Source organism: Clostridium sp. 19966, from assembly GCF_032335695.1.
Classification (GTDB): Bacteria; Bacillota; Clostridia; order Clostridiales; family Clostridiaceae; genus JACTOJ01.
Map to the genome: position 1 here is coordinate 84,224 of NZ_JACTOJ010000003.1, position 20,034 is coordinate 104,257.

The window sequence follows — 20,034 nt, forward strand, 5'->3', positions numbered from 1 at the left end:
ATGGAAAATTGGCAAATTTCTGAAACTGATCCTGAAGAGTTAGTAATTAGCAGTAGAATAAGATTAGCTAGAAACATAAAAAATACACCTTTTCCACACAAACTAGACATGGAAAAATCTAAGCAGATTGTAAAGAATATAGAAAATGCTTTTTATACGGCAGATAGCCTTAAAGAGGATTTTAAAACTGTTTACCTGTGGGAAAAGGATGAACTTAAATACCATGAATTTGCAGAGAAGCATATAATAAGTCCAGCACTTATTGAAAATGAGGATAAAGCTGCATTTATTTATGATAATGATGAGACAGTCAGCATAATGATTAATGAAGAAGACCATATAAGGCTTCAATGTATAACAGGTGGCTTTGACCTAGATGAATGCTATAATATGGCTAATAAATACGACGATTTAATTGAAGAGACCGTAGAATATGCTTTTGACGAAAAAATAGGATATATAACAGCATGTCCAACAAACATTGGAACAGGACTTAGAGCTTCAGCGATGATTCATCTGCCAGCTCTTACTATGAATAATGGTATGAATGGTATATTAAAAGCCCTTACTCAAGTAGGTATGACTATTAGAGGATTATATGGAGAAGGAAGCAAAGCTGAAGGATGCTTGTATCAGATATCCAATCAAATTACTATGGGAATTTCAGAACTAGATGTTATTAAAAATCTTAAGGCAATTATAAATCAGATTGTAAATCAGGAGTATCAAACTAGAGATCAGATTTACAGCGCTTATAAGTATGAACTAGAAGATAAAATCTTCAGATCCTTGGGCATATTAAAAAATGCATCATTAATGAAATCTGGAGAGTGCATGAATTTGTTATCCAGTGTAAGAATGGGCGTGGAAATGGGCATAATAAAAGATGTAGATAAAGTAAAGCTCAATAAACTTTTAATAGCAATACAACCTGCATCACTGCAGCGAGAACTCCATTCAAATTTAACTGAGATAGAAAGAGATATTAATAGAGCTAGAATAGTAAAAAGCGTACTTTTAGATTAAAACTTATTAATTTTTATTAAAAGGATTTTTATACTTAAACTTTAGCTAGTTAGTGTTAAAATTCAATACAAATGGAGGTGTAAAATTATGATGTTCAGTAGATTTAGCGAGAGAGCTCAAAAAGTATTAGTATTAGCCCAAGAAGAAGCTAAAAACTTTAAGCATGGTTATGTTGGAACAGAACATGTGCTTCTTGGAATACTAAGAGAAGGCGGTATAGGACAGAAACTATTAAATGACATGAGCATAGATGTGGATTCAGTTAGATCTCTTATAAACGATTTTGAAGGACAAGGCGAATTTGATTATATTAAAAATGATATTCCCCTTACTCCAAGAACTAAGAGATTGCTTGAACTTAGTCATATAGAAGCAAGAAATTTAAACCACAATTATATAACACCTGAACACATATTACTGGCACTTATAAAGGAGTCAGAAGGTGTTGCATATACTATATTAAGCAATCTTGGATGTGACTTTGAAAAAGTTAGAAAAGATATAGTTCAAAACATTTCAGGAGAGCAGAATATAGGTGAAACTTCAGGTCAGAAAAAAGAAAACAAAGATACGCCTACTCTGAACCAATTTGGAAGAGATCTAACTTCTATGGCTTCAGAAGGAAAGCTTGATCCAGTTATAGGCAGAAGTGACGAGACTCAGAGAGTTTTGGAAATTCTATGCAGAAGAATAAAGAATAATCCTTGTTTAATAGGCGATCCTGGTGTTGGTAAAACAGCTATTGCTGAAGGATTAGCTCAAAAAATTGTAGAAGGCAATATACCTGAAATATTAAAAGACAAGAGAGTTGTTACATTAGATTTATCCTCAATGATAGCTGGGTCTAAATATAGAGGTGAATTTGAAGAACGATTAAAAAAGGTTATGGAAGAAATACGAAAGGCTAATAATGTACTTTTGTTTATAGATGAAATTCATACAATTATAGGAGCCGGAGGAGCTGAAGGCGCCATAGATGCTTCAAATATTTTAAAGCCTGCATTAGCTAGAGGCGAAATACAGTGCATAGGAGCTACAACTATAGATGAATACAGAAAATATATAGAGAAGGACTCTGCACTTGAAAGAAGATTTCAGCCAGTTATGGTGGGAGAGCCTACTAAGGAAGAAACTGTTCAGATTCTTTTTGGACTTAGAGACAAGTATGAAGCTCACCACAGCGTAAAAATTACGGATAGTGCTATAGAGGCAGCAGTTAATTTATCTGATAGATATATAACCGATAGATATCTTCCGGATAAGGCTATAGATCTGATAGATGAGGCTGGAGCCAAGGTAAGAATTCAGAACCTTACAGCACCACCAGATCTTAAGGAATTAGAAGAAAAACTTGAAAAGACAACAAAGGAGAAAGAAGATTCCATAAAAGTTCAGGATTTCGAAAAAGCAGCAAAGCTTAGAGATGATGAAAAAGAACTTAAAGATAGATTGGAAGGCTTAAAGAAAAACTGGATTACTAAAAATGGTGTAGCAAATCATGTGGTTTCTGAAAATGAGATAGCTGCGGTAGTTGCAAAATGGACCAATGTGCCTGTGGAAAAATTAACCCAGAAAGAGTCTGAAAAACTTCTAAAATTAGAAGAAATTCTTCATAAAAGAGTTGTTGGTCAGGAAGAGGCTGTTAAGTCCGTAGCAAGAGCAGTAAGAAGAGCTAGAGTTGGACTTAAAGATCCAAAGAGACCAATAGGTTCATTTATATTCCTAGGACCTACTGGTGTTGGTAAAACAGAATTGAGCAAGGCTTTGGCTGAGGCTATGTTTGGTGATGAAAATAATATGATAAGAATTGATATGTCAGAGTACATGGAGAAGCATACTGTATCAAGACTTATAGGATCACCTCCAGGATATGTAGGCTTTGAAGAAGGAGGGCAATTAACAGAAAAAGTTAGAAGAAATCCATACAGCGTAGTGCTATTTGATGAAATAGAAAAAGCGCATCCTGATGTATTTAATGTTCTGCTTCAGGTTCTTGAAGATGGAAGACTTACAGATGGAAAAGGAAAAATTGTAAACTTTAAAAATACAATAGTTATAATGACTTCTAATGTAGGAGCTTCAACAATTAAAAAGCAGAAATCCATGGGATTTTCATTAGGTGGAGATAAGCAAAAGGAAACTGAATATGAAAAGATGAAAGATAATATAATGGAAGAACTAAAAAGAAGTTTTAGACCAGAATTTCTAAATAGAATAGATGATATTATAGTCTTCCATCAATTAGAAGAAACAGATTTACAGAGAATAGTTTCTCTGATGCTTAAATCTGTAGCTGAAAGACTTGAAGGACAAGGAATAAGCATAAAGTTCTCCGAAGAAGCCGAGAAGCTTTTATCCAAAGAAGGAGTAGACCTTGTATATGGGGCTAGACCTCTTAGAAGAGCTATTACTAAAATTGTGGAAGATAGACTTTCGGAAGAAATACTAAGTGGGAATATTAAGACAGGTTCAAAGATATTAGCTACAGTAAAAGAGGATAAATTAGTATTTGAAAATTTAGTTCTTCAAAATTAATTTAATGTAGAGCATGTGCTATTTATAGGGTTTCTATAGCCTAACTTAATTTATGCATGTATAGTGTTATAAATTTACGGTTAGCCTAGGAACCCTATATGCGCATGTTTTATAATTATAAACTGGTATTTTAGGTAATGACTATGTTTTAAAAAAATTTAATGCATGAATTCTTGATAAATTTTATTAACATAGGTATTATTTATTAAAGGTTACATACAAGGAGGGATATGTTTGGCGAAAATTAAGACTGTCTATGTATGCCAAGAATGCGGGTATGAGTCCCCAAAATGGTTAGGAAAATGTCCAGACTGTAATGCTTGGAATAGTATGCTGGAGGAAGAAAAGGTTGATAAGCCGAAACCGAAATATGCGCCCCTTAGAAATGAAAACTTTCCAAAGGTTATAACAAATATAAAGTCAGGAAACCTTGAAAGGTTTGATACAGAGATAGAAGAATTAAATAGAGTTCTTGGCGGAGGGCTTGTAAAAGGCTCCCTTACATTAATTTCGGGAGATCCAGGAATAGGAAAATCTACGCTGCTGCTTCAGACCAGTGATAATATTTCAAAGAATGGCAAGGTTTTATATGTTTCAGGAGAAGAATCTGAAGAACAGATAAAAATAAGAGGAGATAGGCTTAATATAAGCTCAGAAAATCTATATATTCTTTCAGAAACAAATCTAGAAAATGTGGATAGGCACATTGAAGAACTTAAGCCAGTGTTTGTAATAATTGATTCTATTCAAACCATGTATAAGGATAATATAACTTCAGCTCCAGGAAGCGTATCTCAGGTAAGAGAATGTGCCAATCATATGATGAGATTAGCCAAGACTCAGGGAATTCCTTTTTTTATAGTGGCTCATGTGACAAAGCAGGGAGAATTAGCAGGACCTAGAGTGTTGGAGCATATGGTAGATACAGTTTTATCCTTTGAAGGTGAAAGGACAGAGGATATAAGGGTTTTAAGAGCTGTAAAAAATAGATTTGGAACTACCAGTGAAATTGGTGTGTTTGAAATGAAGGATAAAGGTCTCACTCAAATTTCAGACCCTTCAAGGCTTTTCTTAGAAGATGCTAGCTTCAATGAAGAAGGATCAGTAATTATAGGAATAATGGAGGGAACAAGACCTATTTTAGTGGAGGTTCAAGCACTTGTAACTGAAACAAAAACAGCCAATCCAAGAAGAACAGCAGTAGGAATAGACACCTCAAGATTAAATTTAATCTTAGCTGTTCTTGAAAAAAAGCTTAAGATACAATTTTATAATTTTGATGTTTACGTAAATGTAGTTGGAGGTCTTAATATAGACGGTACATATGGAGATTTAGGGCTAGCTCTAGCGCTTATATCAAGTATAAGAGGAAAAGAGTTCAAACTTGAAAAGATGATGGTGGTTGGAGAAGTAGGATTGACAGGAGAAGTGAGACCTATAGGAGCCTGTGATAGATTGGTTAATGAAGCCTATAAATTAGGCTTTAAGAATGTTATAGTACCTTATAAAAATATAAGTACATTGGACAATAAGAAAATAAGTATTACTGGTATGAGCACCTTGAAAGAGGCTTTTTATAAAATATTTGAAAAATAAATTTTCTATTTACATGAATAATTAATAAATAATTTGGTAAATATTTATAAGAAGATAATAATCTTATATGACTATATTATTTTATGTAGGTGGTTTAATGAGGCTTGAAAAAGAAAAGGAATTAAAAAATATCCTAAAGATTTTGGCTCCAGGAACTGCTATAAGAGAAGGACTTGAGAATATACTAAGAGCAAAAACCGGTGCACTTATATTATTCAGTGATAGCGAAGATACTATGCAGCTTGTGGATGGCGGCTTTAACATAAATGCAGAATATAATGCCTCATATCTTTATGAACTTGCTAAAATGGATGGGGCTATTGTGATAAGCAATGATTTAAAGCGAATAATACTAGCTAATACGCAGCTTATGCCTGAATCATCAATACAAACCTATGAGACTGGTACTAGGCATAGAACAGCTAACAGAGTTGCAAAACAAACTGGGGCATTGCTTATAGCTATATCGCAAAGAAGACACATGATTACAGCTTATAAGGGTGAAATCAAGTATGTTATAAGAGAAAGTAGCGTGATACTTGCAAAAGCAAATCAGGCTATACAAACCTTAGAAAAATATGTAGCTGTACTAGACAGAGTAATAACTAATCTTAATTTTTTAGAATTTGAAGACATAGTGACTCTATCAGATGCTATTGCAGCTATGCAGCGTACTGAAATGGTAATGAGGATAGTATCAGAAATAGAACTTTATATTTGTGAGCTTGGCAATGAAGGCAGACTTATATCCATGCAGCTTAATGAATTAGTTAAATGCATAGAACAAGACGGAATACTAATCATAAAAGATTATTGCAGAAGCAGTTTAGATTGTTCTGAAATATATAAACAAATACAAGGAGTATCCGCAGAAGATATACTTGATATGGATATAATAGCAAAAATACTGGGATATTCAGGTATTTCTCTTATTGATACTATAATTTCTCCAAGAGGATACAGGATTCTAAATAAAATTCCTAGAATACCCTCTGGAGTTATTGATAATCTTGTTAAAAAATTCAAAGAATTAAGAGCTGTAATGCAAGCTTCTCATGAAGCTTTGGATAATGTTGAAGGTATCGGTGAAGTCAGAGCAAAGGCTATTATTAATGGACTTCGTCGCATGCGAGAACAAGTCCATTTAAACAAGCAATTATAAATTAAATATTTATTTAAAAGAATAATCACCTAGAGTATTTAGTTTATTGTATTCTTTTATTAAAGTGTCATATAAGCTTATATCTAAGGTGTTGCATAATGAATTGATATAGAATAAATTATTACCTATTTCACTTTCTATGATTTCACGACAGTTGTCACACAGAGTACCATGTAAGTGAGATTTTAAATGCTTTGATAAATTAGCTATATCTTCTTCATCAAGTGAATTAGGCTGCTTTTCTGCATTTATTTTTATGCATCCGCAGCTAGTAACTGATTTTGCAACAGCTCTATTAATTCTTGAGTTTGATTCCTGAAGTTTAGACATTATATCTATAATGCTTTTATGTTTCAGAAGTGATGAGTTAACTAAGTCTTGAAATTCATCAAAAATAATGTCTTTCATAAAGCTCAACTCCTATAGTTATTTTTAGGACTTACATTTTACAAACTAGTTTTCTTAAAAGCTTTTGTCCATGAAAATATAATAAACTAAAGAATCGATAATTGAAAGGGGGTCATTAGTGGCAAATCATACTAACAGCTGTTTACTAAAATTCTTTGTTTTAGGTCAAAAAACATGATTTATCCCAGTTGAAAATATTTGCATATTAATATAATATTGATTTATAACATATAGATTAAAAATATGATTTTATAAAACATAAAATAGGAATTTATAAGGAGGTGAATCTTTATGTTAAGTAGAATATTAAGAATTATATTTACTATGATGGGTATTGTTTTAGGCTACTTTGTAGGAAACTTATTGCTTGATATCAACTATCTTAATGAACTTGGCTACGTAGGTAAAAATGGAAATGATAGACTTCTATTCATAACAGCATGTATAATTGTATGCGGATTCATATTTTTTATTAGTGCCAAAAGCGTATTTTCATTGATACGTAAAACTATGGACTATATTGAAAAGAATATACAGAAGCTGCCTGCCAATGTGATTCTTTTTGGAGCTGGCGGAGCAATAATAGGTCTTGTTATCTCATCTATGATAACAAATGTAACAAGCAGCATTCAGTACGTAGGGCCACTTATTTCATTTTTTCTTAACATAATGATGGCTGTTATGGGGGCAGAGATCGCCGTTAAAAAAAGAGATGATTTAATGTCCTTAATTTTCAGCATCAAAAAGATGAGTACATCAAAAGATAAAAAAGCTAAAAACGGAGCAAAGATAAGTCCTAAAATATTGGATACATCTGTGATAATTGACGGAAGAATATTTGATTTATGTCAAACTGGATTCATAGAAGGAAGTCTTATAATACCGAACTTTGTACTTCAGGAGCTTAGACATATAGCGGATTCTTCTGATTCTCTGAAAAGAAACAGAGGGAGAAGAGGACTAGACATATTAAATAAAATTCAGAAAGAATTAGACATGGATGTAGTTATAAGTGAGAAGGACTTCCCTGATATTGCTGAAGTGGACAGTAAACTTTTAAAATTAGCTCAGGTTATAGACGGTAAAGTTATAACAAATGACTACAATTTAAATAAGGTAGCGGAGTTTCAGAAGGTTCCCGTATTAAACATAAATGAATTAGCTAATGCTATTAAACCAGTAGTACTTCCAGGTGAAGAAATGAAAATACAAATTATAAAAGATGGAAAAGAATCTGGTCAGGGAATAGCATATTTGGATGATGGTACAATGATAGTTGTAGAAGGCGGGAAAAAATTTATCGGAGAAATCATAGACGTTATTGTAACTTCTGTTCTTCAGACTGCTGCAGGCAGGATGATATTTGCTAAACAAAAGGATGCTCTTGAGAAGGCTAATTAGACTGGAAAGGATTTTAAATGGGGAATTTAAATTATGCATTGATAGTAGCAGCCGGCAGAGGTAAACGCATGAAGAGTGATATACCTAAGCAGTATATGAATATAAATGGAAAACCTATAATCTATTACACTCTTAAAGCATACTCTAACTGCCATGATATTGATGCCATAGTATTGGTAGTATCACCAGATGACAAAGAATATGTCACAAAAGAAATAATTGAGAAATATAATATAAAAAAAGTTACAGCTGTTGTACCAGGAGGAAAAGAAAGATATAATTCAGTTCTTAATGGACTTAAGGCTATTAAAGATTGTAATATTGTATTGATTCACGATGGGGCTAGACCTTTTATAAGCTCACATATTATTAAAGATGGCATAAGGTATGCTGAGAAATACGGATGTTCAGCCTGTGGAATACAGCCTAAGGATACTATAAAAGTAGTTAATTCAGATAGAATATCAGAAAAAACTCTAGATAGAAGCAAATTGGTGGCAATCCAAACGCCTCAGTGTTTTAAGTATGATATAATTCTTAAATGTCATGAAAAGCTTAGGCAGGAAGAAGGTATTGCCACTGATGACACTATGGTAGCTGAAAAGTATGGACACGAAGTATTTATATATGATGGGGACTACAGAAATATAAAAATAACAACGCCGGAAGATTTAAAAATCGGTGAAATAATGGTGCAGGACTTTTTATATGAATAGTTCATATATTGACATAACTAAGCTTAAACTTTATAATTAAAGAACGTAAATTTAATATATGCTATGATAAAGAATAGTAGAAACTGAAGACAGAGAAAAAATCCTAGGCTGAAAGATTTTTATTGTTTTGAACCCGCTTTTGAGCAGTAGTTAATAGCTACCGGAATAAACCGTTATTTGAATCGAGTTGTATAAATTTTGATAATTGATTTGGAATTTATATAAATTTAGGTGGTACCGCGATTTACTCGCCCTAATTAGGGGCGAGTTTTTTTATTTTAGTAAATTTACATGGAGGTAAACTATGAGTAAGAACAATAAGAAAATGGTAGAAGCGATAACTAGCATGGATGTGGATTTTGCACAATGGTACACTGATATAGTGAAGAAGGCAGAATTAGTTGATTATGCAACAGTAAAGGGATGCATGATCATAAGACCTTACGGATATGCTTTATGGGAAAATATTCAGAAGGATTTAGATGGCAGATTTAAGGCAACGGGGCATGAAAATGTGTATATGCCAATGTTTATTCCAGAATCGCTTCTGCAAAAGGAAAAAGATCATATAGAAGGCTTTGCTCCTGAGGTTGCATGGGTAACTCAATTTGGAGAAGATAAACTTACTGAGAGAATATGTGTAAGACCTACTTCTGAAACTCTGTTTTGTGAACATTATTCAAAGATAGTTCAGTCCTATAATGATCTTCCAAAGCTGTATAACCAATGGTGTTCAGTGGTAAGATGTGAAAAAACTACAAGACCTTTCTTGAGAACTACTGAATTTTTATGGCAAGAGGGGCATACGGTGCATGCTACTGCTGAAGAGGCTCAGGAAGAAACCTTGAGAATGCTTAACATATATGCTAAGCATTGTGAGGAGATTCTTGCAATACCTGTAATAAAAGGACAAAAAACAGAGAAGGAAAAATTTGCGGGAGCTAAGGCAACTTATACAATAGAAAGCTTAATGCATGATGGTAAAGCACTTCAGACAGGAACTTCCCATAATTTTGGAGATAATTTTGCTAAAGCCTTTAATATACAGTACACAGATAATACAGGTAAGCTTCAATATGTGCATGAAACTTCCTGGGGTATGACTACAAGACTTATAGGTGCACTTATAATGGTGCATGGAGATGATAATGGATTAGTATTACCTCCAAGAGTTGCACCAATACAACTGGTTATAGTTCCAGTGGCTCAGCATAAGGAAGGTGTTTTATATAAGGCTAAAGAAATAAAAGATAGATTATCTTCCTTTGCCAGAGTGAAGCTTGATGACAGCAATAAGATGCCAGGCTGGAAATTTGCTGAATATGAGATGAAGGGTGTTCCTCTAAGATTGGAAATAGGTCCTAAGGACATGGAAAATAATCAATGTGTAATTGCAAGAAGGGATACAATGGAAAAAGTAGTGGTATCGCTAGACGACATAGAGAAAATGGTTCCAGAGCTTCTTGATGCTATACACGATAATATGCTTGAAAAAGCAAGGACTAATAGAGATACTCACACAACCTATGCTAAGGACTATGATGAATTTAAGGATGCTATAGAGAATAAACCAGGCTTTATTAAAGCTATGTGGTGCGGAGATAAAGCGTGCGAAGATAAGATCAAAGAGGAAACGGCAGCAACTTCAAGATGCATACCTTTTGATCAGGAACATATAAGTGACAAATGTGTATGCTGTGGTAAGGAAGCTAAACACATGGTTTATTGGGGCAGAGCTTATTAAAAATTGGAGGTGTTTCATATGAGAATGTCAAAAATGTTCTTCTCTACACTTAGGGAAGCGCCTTCTGATGCTGAAGTGGATAGTCAAAAACTAATGCTTAGATCAGGACTTATAAGAAAAAATGCAGCTGGCGTATATAATTTTATGCCGCTAGGTTTAAAAGTTTTGAAAAAAGTTGAAAATATAATTAGACAAGAGATGAACAGTGCTGGAGCAGAAGAAATTCTTGCTTCTGCACTTATACCTTCAGAGCTTTGGAAGGAATCGGGCAGGTGGGAAGTATTCGGACCTGAGATGTTTAAACTTAAAGATAGAAATGAGAGAGAATTCTGCTTAGGACCTACACATGAAGAGGTATTTACAGACATAGCTAGAGAAATGATAAATTCCTATAAGCAGCTTCCAGTAACCTTATACCAGATACAAACCAAATTTAGAGATGAAAGAAGACCTAGGTATGGAGTTATAAGATCAAGAGAGTTCATTATGAAGGATGCTTATAGCTTTGATGCAGAGGAAAGCGGTTTAAATAAATCCTATCAAGCTATGTATGACGCTTATAACAAAATATTTAACAGATGCAAGTTGAATTTTAGTCCTGTGCAGGCGGATTCAGGTGCTATGGGTGGTTCTGGATCAGCAGAATTCATGGTGCAATCGGAGATTGGAGAAGATGACATAGTCTTCTGCAAGGAATGCAGCTATGCAGCTAATATTGAACGTGCAGCTGCAGCACCTAAAAAGTCCGATAGCCAAGAGCTGAAAACGTTGAGTAAATTAAAAACACCTGCTGTGAAGACTATAGAAGAGCTTACTGATTTTTTAAATCTTGAGGCCTATAAATTTGCTAAAACCTTGATATATAATGCAGATGGTAAGATAGTTGTTGTGATGGTAAGAGGAGATAGACAAGTTAATGAAACCAAGGTGTCAAATGCCGTAGGGGGAGCTGTAAGCCTTGGGTTGGCAGATGAAGATATGGTTAAGAAGGCTACCAATGCTGAAATAGGTTACGCTGGTCCTATAGGAATAAATGCAGACTATCTATTAGTTGATGAAGAGGTAACTTTAATAAACAATATGATAGTTGGAGCCAATGAAGAAAATTATCATTTCATAAATGTGAACTATGGTAGAGATTTTAAAGGAACTGTAGGAGATTTTAGAAATGTGAATGAAAGTGATAGATGCCCTATTTGCGGAGGAGCCATACACATAAGAAGAGGAATAGAGGTTGGACATATATTTAAGCTTGGCACAAAATATTCTAAAGCCTTAAGAGCTGAATTCATAGATGATGAAGGGAATAAAAAGCCGCTTATTATGGGATGCTACGGAATAGGAATTAATAGAACTCTGGCTGCTATAATAGAGCAGCATCATGATGATAGAGGAATAATATGGCCATTAAGTGTTGCACCTTATCAAGTAATAGTAATTCCAGCAGTGATGAAAAATGAAGCTGTGGTTGATGCTGCGGAAGAAATGTATAGTAAGCTTATGGATGATGGTATAGAAGTTATCATAGATGACAGAAATGAAAGAGCTGGAGTGAAGTTTAATGATGCGGACTTAATAGGTATTCCAATAAGAATAACAGTTGGTAATAAGATAACACAGGGCGAAGTAGAAATTAAATTAAGAAATGAAGAAAAAGTCGAAGTTCTAAAAGTTGAGGATGTACTTAATACTATTAAAGGTTTATATAGGTGATTTTTATATGATATTTAATTATTTTGAAAAAAAACTAACTCCACAGGAAGCAAGAAATATGAATCCGTTATCTCTAGCCTTTATAGGAGATGCTGTATATGAGATTATGGTGAGAGAATATCTAGTTATAAAAAATAATAATTTGTCTGCACATAAATTGCATCTGCTAGCAGTATCCTATGTGAAAGCACATTCTCAAAATGAAATTATGAAAAAACTTCAGGACATATTAAGCGAAGAAGAACAAAATATATTTAAGAGGGGAAGAAATGCTAAATCTCCAACAGTACCTAAAAATGCTAATGTTTCTGAATATAGAGGAGCAACAGGTTTTGAGGCGCTAATAGGGTATCTATATGTTATAGGTAATTCAGATAGATTAAAGGAATTTATGAATATAATATTTAATTAATGTTAGGAGAAATTATATGAGAAAAAGTAATGATGGAAGATTTAAGGATAAGAGACAGGGCTATGAAGAAAAAAATAGCTTAAGAAGAAATAAAAGCGATGAGATATCAGTAAAACCAAGAAAGAAAGAACAGGAAAATAGAGCAGTTCAGCCAGAAGTAAGAGAGGATCTTATAGAAGGAAGAAATGCTGTCATAGAAGCTTTAAGAAGTGATAGAACCATAGAAAATATATATATTGCTAAGGGAGAAAAAGAAGGCGCAATAAACGTAGTATTAGGCATTGCAAAAGAAAAAAATCTAGTGATAAAAGAAGTTGACAGAAAAAAGCTAGACTCCATGTCATCTACAGGAAATCATCAGGGAGTCATTGCTCAGACTACTCCGTATAAATATTATGAAGTAGAGGATATATTGAAGGCTGCCAAGGAAAAGAATGAGGCACCTTTTATTATAATTTTAGATGAATTAGAGGATCCTCATAATTTAGGATCAATAATTAGAACTGCTGAAGTTTGTGGAGCTCATGGAATAATTATTCCTAAAAGAAGAAATGTTGGAGTAACTGCAGCTGTATATAGATCTAGCGTAGGTGCTGTAGAATATATGAAAATTGCTAAGGTTACAAATATTAATGCCTGCATAGAGGAACTTAAGAAAAATGGCGTTTGGGTTTATGGCTGTGATATGGATGGAAGCGAATTTAGCTTTGAGACTAATTTTAAAGGCTCAGTTGCTTTAGTAGTGGGAAGCGAAGGAAATGGTATATCTAGGCTTACTAAAGAGAAATGTGATAAAATTATTAAGATCCCTATGGTTGGACATATAAATTCGTTAAACGCTTCTGTGGCTGCAGGAATAATGATGTATGAAGTTTTAAAAAGCAGAATTAAATAAGGGTGTTTAATCGTGAAGATAGTTTTTGTAGATGGATACAATGTCATAAATGCATGGCCGAAATTAAAGAATATGAAAGATTTTAGCTATGAAGCAGCTAGACAAAAGCTCACAGATATTATGATGGACTATTCATCTTTTTACGGGTGCAGAGTCTTCGTAGTTTTTGATGCTCATAAAGTTCCTAAAAGCTTAGAGAAAAAAGAAAGACACGGAAATGTGACCATTGTTTTTACTAAAGAGGGGGAGACAGCTGATAATTTTATAGAAAAATCTGTTGACAGCATTGGTAAGAAAATAGATGTATGTGTAGTTACTTCTGACGCATTGGAGCAGATGCTTACATTTCAAAGGGGTGCCACTAGAATGTCATCAATAGAATTTTTAAGAGAAATTGAGGCTATGCAAGTTAACATACAAAATAAGACACAAAAAAAGTTTGCAGACAATAGAAATTTGTTAGAAGATACAATTGAAAAAAATGTATTGGAAAAACTTGAGAAAATTCGCAGAAGCCATTGAAAATAGTTGACTTAATGAACTTTTTTAATGTATAATAATTGCAATGACGTGTAAAAAATTGGGGGTGATAGCTATGGAGTGTAGAAGAAATAATTTAAAAACGTTTACAAATATATCTGATAAACTAGATGAAGAGATAGTTGTTGAAGCTCAAAAGGGGGAAGCTAAGGCTCAGGAGTATTTAATAAATAAATATCAGAGCTTTGTTAAGTCCAAAGCAAAATCTTATTTTTTAATTGGTGCAGATAAGGAAGATATATATCAAGAAGGAATGATAGGGCTTTATAAAGCAATCAGGGATTTTAGACCAGATAAGCTATCATCCTTTAGAGCCTTTGCTGAGCTTTGCGTTACTAGGCAGATAATAACTGCAATAAAAACAGCTACACGCCAAAAACATATACCTTTAAATACATACGTTTCATTGAACAAGCCTATTTATGATGAAGAATCAGATAGGACTCTGCTGGATATACTTTCAAGCATAAAGGTTTCAGATCCTGAGGAACTTATTATAGGAAAAGAAGAAATGTGTCATATAGAGAATGAAATAGAAGAAGTTCTATCAGATTTGGAAATGGAAGTGCTAATGTCATATCTGGATGGAAAATCCTATCAGGAAATTGCTTGCGATTTGGATAGGCATGCTAAATCAATAGATAATGCATTACAGCGTGTTAAAAGAAAATTGGAAAAATGTTTGATTAATAGATAAATAAATATATTGACAAAGTAAAAAAACAGTAGTAAAATTCTTAATTGTTATATTACATGCATTAAAGCGGGTGTAACTCAATGGTAGAGTTCTAGCTTCCCAAGCTAGCTACGAGGGTTCGATTCCCTTCACCCGCTCCAGATAAACTGCCCATATAGCTCAGTCGGTAGAGCGTCACCTTGGTAAGGTGGAGGTCACCAGTTCAATCCTGGTTATGGGCTCCAGTTTTTATTAACAACACGCCTGGCAAAGTTTATTTGAAATATAATAGATTTATCAAGGAGGAATATACAATGGCAAAGGCAAAATTTGAAAGAAATAAGCCACATGTAAATATTGGAACAATAGGACACGTAGACCATGGTAAGACAACATTAACAGCAGCAATAACATCAGTATTAGCAAGCAGAGGATATGCAGAAGCATTCAAGTATGACGAAATAGATAAGGCACCAGAAGAAAAAGAAAGAGGAATCACAATCAACACAGCTCACGTAGAGTATGAAACAGATAATAGACATTATGCACACGTAGACTGTCCAGGACATGCTGACTATGTAAAGAACATGATAACAGGAGCAGCACAGATGGATGGAGCAATACTAGTAGTAAGTGCAGCAGATGGCCCAATGCCACAGACAAGAGAGCATATACTACTAGCATCAAGAGTTGGAGTTGACTACATAGTAGTGTTCTTAAATAAGGCAGATATGGTAGATGATCCAGAATTACTAGAATTAGTAGAGATGGAAGTAAGAGAACTATTAAGCGAGTATAATTTCCCAGGAGATGATATTCCAATAATAGTAGGAAGTGCATTAAAAGCATTGGAGAACCCAACAGATCCAGAAGCAACAAAGTGCATAGATGAATTAATGGCAGCAGTAGATAGCTATATACCAACACCAGAAAGAGCAACAGATAAGCCATTCTTAATGCCAGTAGAAGATGTATTCACAATCACTGGAAGAGGAACAGTTGCAACAGGAAGAGTTGAAAGAGGAATTCTACATGTAGGAGACGAAGTAGAAATCGTAGGCTTAATGGAAGAGAAGAAGAAGACAGTAGTAACTGGAGTAGAAATGTTCAGAAAGCTATTGGATGAAGCGCAAGCAGGAGACAATATAGGAGCACTTTTAAGAGGAGTTCAGAGAACTGATATAGAAAGAGGACAGGTATTGTCAAAGCCAGGAACAGTACATCCACATAAGAAGTTCGTAGGACAGGTGTACGTATTAAAGAAAGAAGAAGGCGGAAGACATACACCATTCTTCGATGGATACAGACCACAGTTCTATTTCAGAACAACAGACGTAACAGGATCAATCAAATTACCAGGTGGAATGGAAATGGTAATGCCTGGAGATCACATTGATATGACAGTTGAATTAATAACTGAAGTAGCAATGGATGAAGGATTAAGATTCGCTATAAGAGAAGGCGGAAGAACAGTTGGTTCTGGAGTTGTTACTTCTATAATAGCATAATTAGAAAAAGTTATTTAAAATCTTACTAAAAATGTAACATAGATTTCAAATCATTAAGGGACTGGGTTCAGACCTAGTCCTTTTAAAAATGTATTGATATTGACAGCATGTTATATTATATGATAAATTATTTAGTGGTACAGTTGCAGGTTTAGGCACCGTAGCTACAATAAAATTTGGAGGTGTAGGTAGTGAGAGTTAAGGTTACATTAGCATGTACTGAATGCAAGCAAAGAAATTATAATACAATGAAAAATAAGAAAAATGATCCTGACAGATTAGAGATGAGCAAATATTGCAGATTTTGCCATAAGCATACTGTTCATAAAGAAACTAAGTAGTCTGCACAATTGTTAAGGATGTGAATTTAATGGCTGTGGAAGAAAAAATTAATAATGAAAAAGTTAAAAGTAAGAAAAAAAAGAAAAAGACCTCGATTTTTGATTTCTTCAGGGGTTTTAAAGCAGAAATTAATAGAATAACATGGCCGACTAAAAAAGACATAAAAAAAGCTACTACTGCTGTTGTTATACTATGTGCACTTTACATCGCATATGTTGGAGTAATAGACTTTTTATTTAAAAACCTCTTTGATTTCATGTTTAATAAATAAAGTAAAAAAAGGAGGCGGGAGTAGGTTATCTGCTCCTATAAGTATGAGTGAGAGAGCTAGATGGTATGTTGTCCATACATACTCTGGTTATGAGAATAAAGTAAAAGCAAATCTTGAAAAGTCTGTTGAAAATAGAGGTTTGCATGACTTGATCCATGACGTGCAGGTACCTATGGAAGAAGTTATCGAAGAAAAAGATGGTAAGCAAAAGATTACCAAAAAAAAGATTTTTCCAGGGTATGTACTGGTTGAAATGATAATGAATGATGACTCTTGGTATGTTGTAAGAAATACTAGAGGTGTTACAGGATTTGTTGGTCCAGGATCGAAGCCTGTGTCTCTTACTGATGAAGAAGTTATTTCCATGGGAATATCAGAAAAACCTGTAGAAATAGACTTGCAAGTTGGAGAGACCGTTAGGGTTGTGAAAGGACCGTTAGAAAATTTTGTTGCTATCATTCAAGAAATTAACACAGAAAAACGAAAGATGAAAGCATTGGTTAATATGTTTGGCAGGGAAACTCCTGTGGAACTAGATTTTAACCAAATAGAAAAATTTGATTAAGCTAATAACCAAGTTTTATTTACTTGGTTTTTAATAAGTGGGAGGGCATATACCCGTATAACCACATTTTAGGAGGTGTAAAACACATGGCTAAAAAAGTTACAGGAATGATAAAACTTCAGCTTCAAGCAGGAAAAGCAACTCCAGCACCACCAGTTGGTCCAGCACTTGGTCAGCACGGTGTAAACATCATGGGATTTTGTAAGGAGTTCAATGCTAAGACAGCAAATCAGGCTGGCTTGATAATACCAGTAGTTATAACAGTTTATCAGGACAGATCTTTCAGTTTTATACTAAAGACACCACCAGCTGCTGTACTTATAAAGAAGGCTCTTGGCTTGGAAAGTGGTTCAGCTGTTCCTAACAAAACCAAGGTTGGTAAAATAACTAAGGACCAGTTAAGACAAATTGCTGAAACAAAATTACCTGATCTTAATGCTGGATCAGTAGAAGCTGCTATGAGCATGATAGCTGGAACTGCAAGAAGTATGGGCATAACTGTAGAAGAATAGTATTCTAGAGTTAAGTTGATTCTATGTAGATAAATAAGTGGGAGGTAAAACCGTTAGTACCACAAGGAGGATAGATTATGGGAAAGAATTATGTTGAAAGCGCAAAGCTAGTAGATAAGAATGCATTATATTCTCCTGCTGAGGCAATGGACTTAGTGTTAAAGACAGCAAAAGCTAAATTTGATGAAACTATCGAATTAGCAGTTAGACTTGGTGTAGATCCAAGACATGCTGATCAGCAGGTTAGAGGAGCAGTTGTGTTACCTCATGGAACTGGTAAGACAGTTAAAGTTTTAGTTTTCGCTAGAGGCGAGAAGGCTAAAGAAGCAGAAGCTGCAGGTGCAGATTATGTAGGTGCAGAAGAATTAGTAGAAAAGATTCAAAAAGAAAATTGGTTTGATTTTGATGTAGTTGTAGCTACTCCAGACATGATGGGTGTAGTTGGTAGAATAGGTAGAGTTCTTGGACCTAAGGGTTTAATGCCTAACCCTAAGTCAGGCACAGTTACATTTGATGTAGCTAGAGCGCTATCAGAAATAAAAGCTGGTAAAGTTGAATATAGAGTAGATAAGACTTCAATAGTTCACGTTCCAGTAGGAAAGAAATCTTTTGATGCTGCAAAGTTAACTGATAACTTCCATGCTTTAATGGATGCGTTAGTAAAAGCTAAACCAGCAGCTGCAAAAGGACAATATATTAAATCAGTTGTTATATCAAGCACTATGGGACCTGGAGTTAAGATAAATCCGACAAAAGTTTTAGATTAATATTGACATAGGGTACTTAATCTGATAAAATGATTGAGTTAATTGAATAAGGTAATTAACCGTAGACAGTAGGTGCTTATAGCGTAACGGGAAACCAACCTACCGAGGGTTCCAATACAATGTTAGTATGGTCTCTTCGCGTCTGCGGGGAGGCCTTTATTATTTAAACAGTTTAAAACTGTGAGGAGGTGGACACACAGTGCAAAATAAAAATAGAGAAATTAAAGAAGCAAAGGTTCAAGAGATAAAAGAGAAGTTAGAGAAAGCTCAAGGTCTAGTACTTGCTAATTATCAGGGATTAACTGTTGAAGAGGATACTGAACTTAGAAAGACTCTTAGAGAAGCTGGAATAGAATATAAAGTTTACAAAAACACTTTAACTACATTAGCTGCTAAGGAAATAGGTCTTGATGATGTTACTTCATATCTTGAAGGACCTATATCAGTAGCTATAAGTTATGATGATGCTACTGCACCTGCAAGAATATTGAATGATTTTGCTAAAGGACATAAGAAACTTGATCTAATTGCTGGAGTAGTTGAAAAGAAAGTATATGATGCAGAACAGATAAAAGCAATCGCAGCAATACCTTCAAGAGAAGTTCTTATTGCCAAGATACTTGGAAGCTTCAAAGCTCCATTATCAAATCTTGCATACTTATTAAATGCAGTTAAAGAAAGCAAAGAATCCGCACAGTAGGATATAAATATTAAACCAAAAATTATGGAGGTGTCTTATAAATGACAAGAGAAGAGATTATTCAAGCTATAAAAGAAATGACAGTTTTAGAATTAAACGAATTAGTTAAAGCATGCGAAGAGGAGTTTGGTGTTAGCGCAGCAGCTCCAGTAGCAGTTGCAGGTGGCGCAGCAGCAGGAGCAGCAGCAGCTGAAGAAAAGACTGAATTTGATGTAATACTTGCTAATGCAGGTGGAGAAAAGATCAAAGTTATAAAGGCTGTTAGAGAATTAACTGGATTAGGATTAAAGGAAGCTAAAGAATTAGTTGACGGAGCTCCTAAGACATTAAAAGAAGCTGTTTCTAAGGAAGAAGCTGAAGCTATAAAGGCTAAGCTAGCTGAAGTTGGAGCAACTGTAGAAGTAAAGTAGTCAATTAAAAAAAAAGAAAGAGGCACTTTGAAGCAAAGTGTCTCTTTTTTCAAGTGTGCATTGACAAAATGAATTTCCTGTAATATAATATTAAAATGCATTAATATACCTAGGCTTAATGGGAAATTTGTTTAT

At 34.2% G+C, this 20,034-nt stretch carries 21 protein-coding genes, 2 tRNA genes and 1 other annotated feature; of the genes, 22 read left to right on the forward strand and 1 reads right to left on the reverse strand.

The annotated features are described in order from the left end of the window. The 4 genes from IAI10_RS03890 (at position 1) to disA (ending at position 6,319) form a co-directional block, all read left to right on the forward strand. Positions 1 to 1,026 (forward strand): protein arginine kinase, encoded by a 1,026-nt coding sequence (locus IAI10_RS03890; protein WP_315671977.1) that lies wholly within the window; start codon positions 1 to 3, stop codon positions 1,024 to 1,026. Positions 1,027 to 1,113: 87 nt separating this feature from the next. After that, entirely contained in the window at positions 1,114 to 3,561 is a 2,448-nt protein-coding gene (locus IAI10_RS03895) for an ATP-dependent Clp protease ATP-binding subunit (RefSeq protein WP_315671978.1), read from the forward strand. A gap of 234 nt (positions 3,562 to 3,795) precedes the next feature. Next, positions 3,796 to 5,157, forward strand: a complete 1,362-nt coding sequence (gene radA / locus IAI10_RS03900) for a DNA repair protein RadA (protein WP_315671979.1) — start codon at positions 3,796 to 3,798, stop codon at positions 5,155 to 5,157. A 97-nt stretch (positions 5,158 to 5,254) separates the two neighbouring features. Next, complete coding sequence (gene disA, locus IAI10_RS03905) at positions 5,255 to 6,319, forward strand: DNA integrity scanning diadenylate cyclase DisA (RefSeq protein WP_315671980.1); 1,065 nt, start codon at positions 5,255 to 5,257, stop codon at positions 6,317 to 6,319. A gap of 9 nt (positions 6,320 to 6,328) precedes the next feature. On the opposite strand, the gene IAI10_RS03910 is transcribed toward disA, so the two are convergent. Beyond that, positions 6,329 to 6,727 carry a DUF1573 domain-containing protein gene (locus tag IAI10_RS03910; protein WP_315671981.1) on the reverse strand — a complete coding sequence of 133 codons (399 nt, stop codon included), beginning with the start codon at positions 6,725 to 6,727 and terminating at the stop codon, positions 6,329 to 6,331. A gap of 291 nt (positions 6,728 to 7,018) precedes the next feature. Here IAI10_RS03910 and IAI10_RS03915 point away from each other — a divergent pair, with 291 nt between their 5' ends. From IAI10_RS03915 to rplL, 18 genes are all read left to right on the forward strand, one after another. After that, on the forward strand, positions 7,019 to 8,128 hold the full coding sequence (locus IAI10_RS03915; RefSeq protein ID WP_315671982.1) for a PIN/TRAM domain-containing protein: 1,110 nt from the start codon (positions 7,019 to 7,021) through the stop codon (positions 8,126 to 8,128). A gap of 17 nt (positions 8,129 to 8,145) precedes the next feature. Then, positions 8,146 to 8,844: a 2-C-methyl-D-erythritol 4-phosphate cytidylyltransferase gene (gene ispD, locus IAI10_RS03920; RefSeq protein WP_315671983.1), complete on the forward strand. Its 699-nt coding sequence runs from the start codon at positions 8,146 to 8,148 to the stop codon at positions 8,842 to 8,844. A 304-nt stretch (positions 8,845 to 9,148) separates the two neighbouring features. Then, positions 9,149 to 10,588 carry a proline--tRNA ligase gene (gene proS, locus IAI10_RS03925; protein ID WP_315671984.1) on the forward strand — a complete coding sequence of 480 codons (1,440 nt, stop codon included), beginning with the start codon at positions 9,149 to 9,151 and terminating at the stop codon, positions 10,586 to 10,588. Between the two features lie 18 nt (positions 10,589 to 10,606). Then, positions 10,607 to 12,301 carry a proline--tRNA ligase gene (locus IAI10_RS03930; protein ID WP_315671985.1) on the forward strand — a complete coding sequence of 565 codons (1,695 nt, stop codon included), beginning with the start codon at positions 10,607 to 10,609 and terminating at the stop codon, positions 12,299 to 12,301. Between the two features lie 7 nt (positions 12,302 to 12,308). Next, positions 12,309 to 12,713, forward strand: a complete 405-nt coding sequence (locus tag IAI10_RS03935; RefSeq protein ID WP_315671986.1) for a ribonuclease III domain-containing protein — start codon at positions 12,309 to 12,311, stop codon at positions 12,711 to 12,713. Between the two features lie 16 nt (positions 12,714 to 12,729). After that, positions 12,730 to 13,608 (forward strand): 23S rRNA (guanosine(2251)-2'-O)-methyltransferase RlmB, encoded by an 879-nt coding sequence (gene rlmB, locus IAI10_RS03940; protein ID WP_315671987.1) that lies wholly within the window; start codon positions 12,730 to 12,732, stop codon positions 13,606 to 13,608. A gap of 12 nt (positions 13,609 to 13,620) precedes the next feature. Beyond that, on the forward strand, positions 13,621 to 14,130 hold the full coding sequence (locus tag IAI10_RS03945) for an NYN domain-containing protein (protein ID WP_315671988.1): 510 nt from the start codon (positions 13,621 to 13,623) through the stop codon (positions 14,128 to 14,130). Between the two features lie 73 nt (positions 14,131 to 14,203). Beyond that, positions 14,204 to 14,845: an RNA polymerase sporulation sigma factor SigH gene (gene sigH, locus IAI10_RS03950; RefSeq protein ID WP_315671989.1), complete on the forward strand. Its 642-nt coding sequence runs from the start codon at positions 14,204 to 14,206 to the stop codon at positions 14,843 to 14,845. A gap of 66 nt (positions 14,846 to 14,911) precedes the next feature. Further along, positions 14,912 to 14,985 (forward strand) — tRNA-Gly (locus tag IAI10_RS03955). Between the two features lie 8 nt (positions 14,986 to 14,993). Continuing rightward, positions 14,994 to 15,069 (forward strand) — tRNA-Thr (locus tag IAI10_RS03960). Between the two features lie 69 nt (positions 15,070 to 15,138). Further along, positions 15,139 to 16,332 (forward strand): elongation factor Tu, encoded by a 1,194-nt coding sequence (tuf, locus tag IAI10_RS03965; protein WP_315671990.1) that lies wholly within the window; start codon positions 15,139 to 15,141, stop codon positions 16,330 to 16,332. A 191-nt stretch (positions 16,333 to 16,523) separates the two neighbouring features. Further along, a complete protein-coding gene (gene rpmG, locus IAI10_RS03970; RefSeq protein WP_315671991.1) occupies positions 16,524 to 16,673 on the forward strand; it encodes a 50S ribosomal protein L33 in 150 nt (49 codons plus the stop codon). 29 nt (positions 16,674 to 16,702) lie between these two features. Continuing rightward, on the forward strand, positions 16,703 to 16,945 hold the full coding sequence (secE, locus tag IAI10_RS03975; protein WP_315671992.1) for a preprotein translocase subunit SecE: 243 nt from the start codon (positions 16,703 to 16,705) through the stop codon (positions 16,943 to 16,945). Positions 16,946 to 16,988: 43 nt separating this feature from the next. After that, a complete protein-coding gene (gene nusG / locus IAI10_RS03980; RefSeq protein WP_315671993.1) occupies positions 16,989 to 17,510 on the forward strand; it encodes a transcription termination/antitermination protein NusG in 522 nt (173 codons plus the stop codon). An 86-nt stretch (positions 17,511 to 17,596) separates the two neighbouring features. Then, a complete protein-coding gene (gene rplK / locus IAI10_RS03985; RefSeq protein ID WP_315671994.1) occupies positions 17,597 to 18,022 on the forward strand; it encodes a 50S ribosomal protein L11 in 426 nt (141 codons plus the stop codon). A 77-nt stretch (positions 18,023 to 18,099) separates the two neighbouring features. Next, positions 18,100 to 18,789, forward strand: a complete 690-nt coding sequence (gene rplA / locus IAI10_RS03990; RefSeq protein ID WP_315671995.1) for a 50S ribosomal protein L1 — start codon at positions 18,100 to 18,102, stop codon at positions 18,787 to 18,789. Between the two features lie 41 nt (positions 18,790 to 18,830). Next, positions 18,831 to 18,959, forward strand: a sequence feature (ribosomal protein L10 leader region). A gap of 29 nt (positions 18,960 to 18,988) precedes the next feature. Beyond that, a complete protein-coding gene (rplJ, locus tag IAI10_RS03995) occupies positions 18,989 to 19,489 on the forward strand; it encodes a 50S ribosomal protein L10 (protein WP_315671996.1) in 501 nt (166 codons plus the stop codon). A 41-nt stretch (positions 19,490 to 19,530) separates the two neighbouring features. Next, entirely contained in the window at positions 19,531 to 19,899 is a 369-nt protein-coding gene (gene rplL, locus IAI10_RS04000) for a 50S ribosomal protein L7/L12 (protein ID WP_315671997.1), read from the forward strand. Positions 19,900 to 20,034 lie beyond the last annotated feature (135 nt).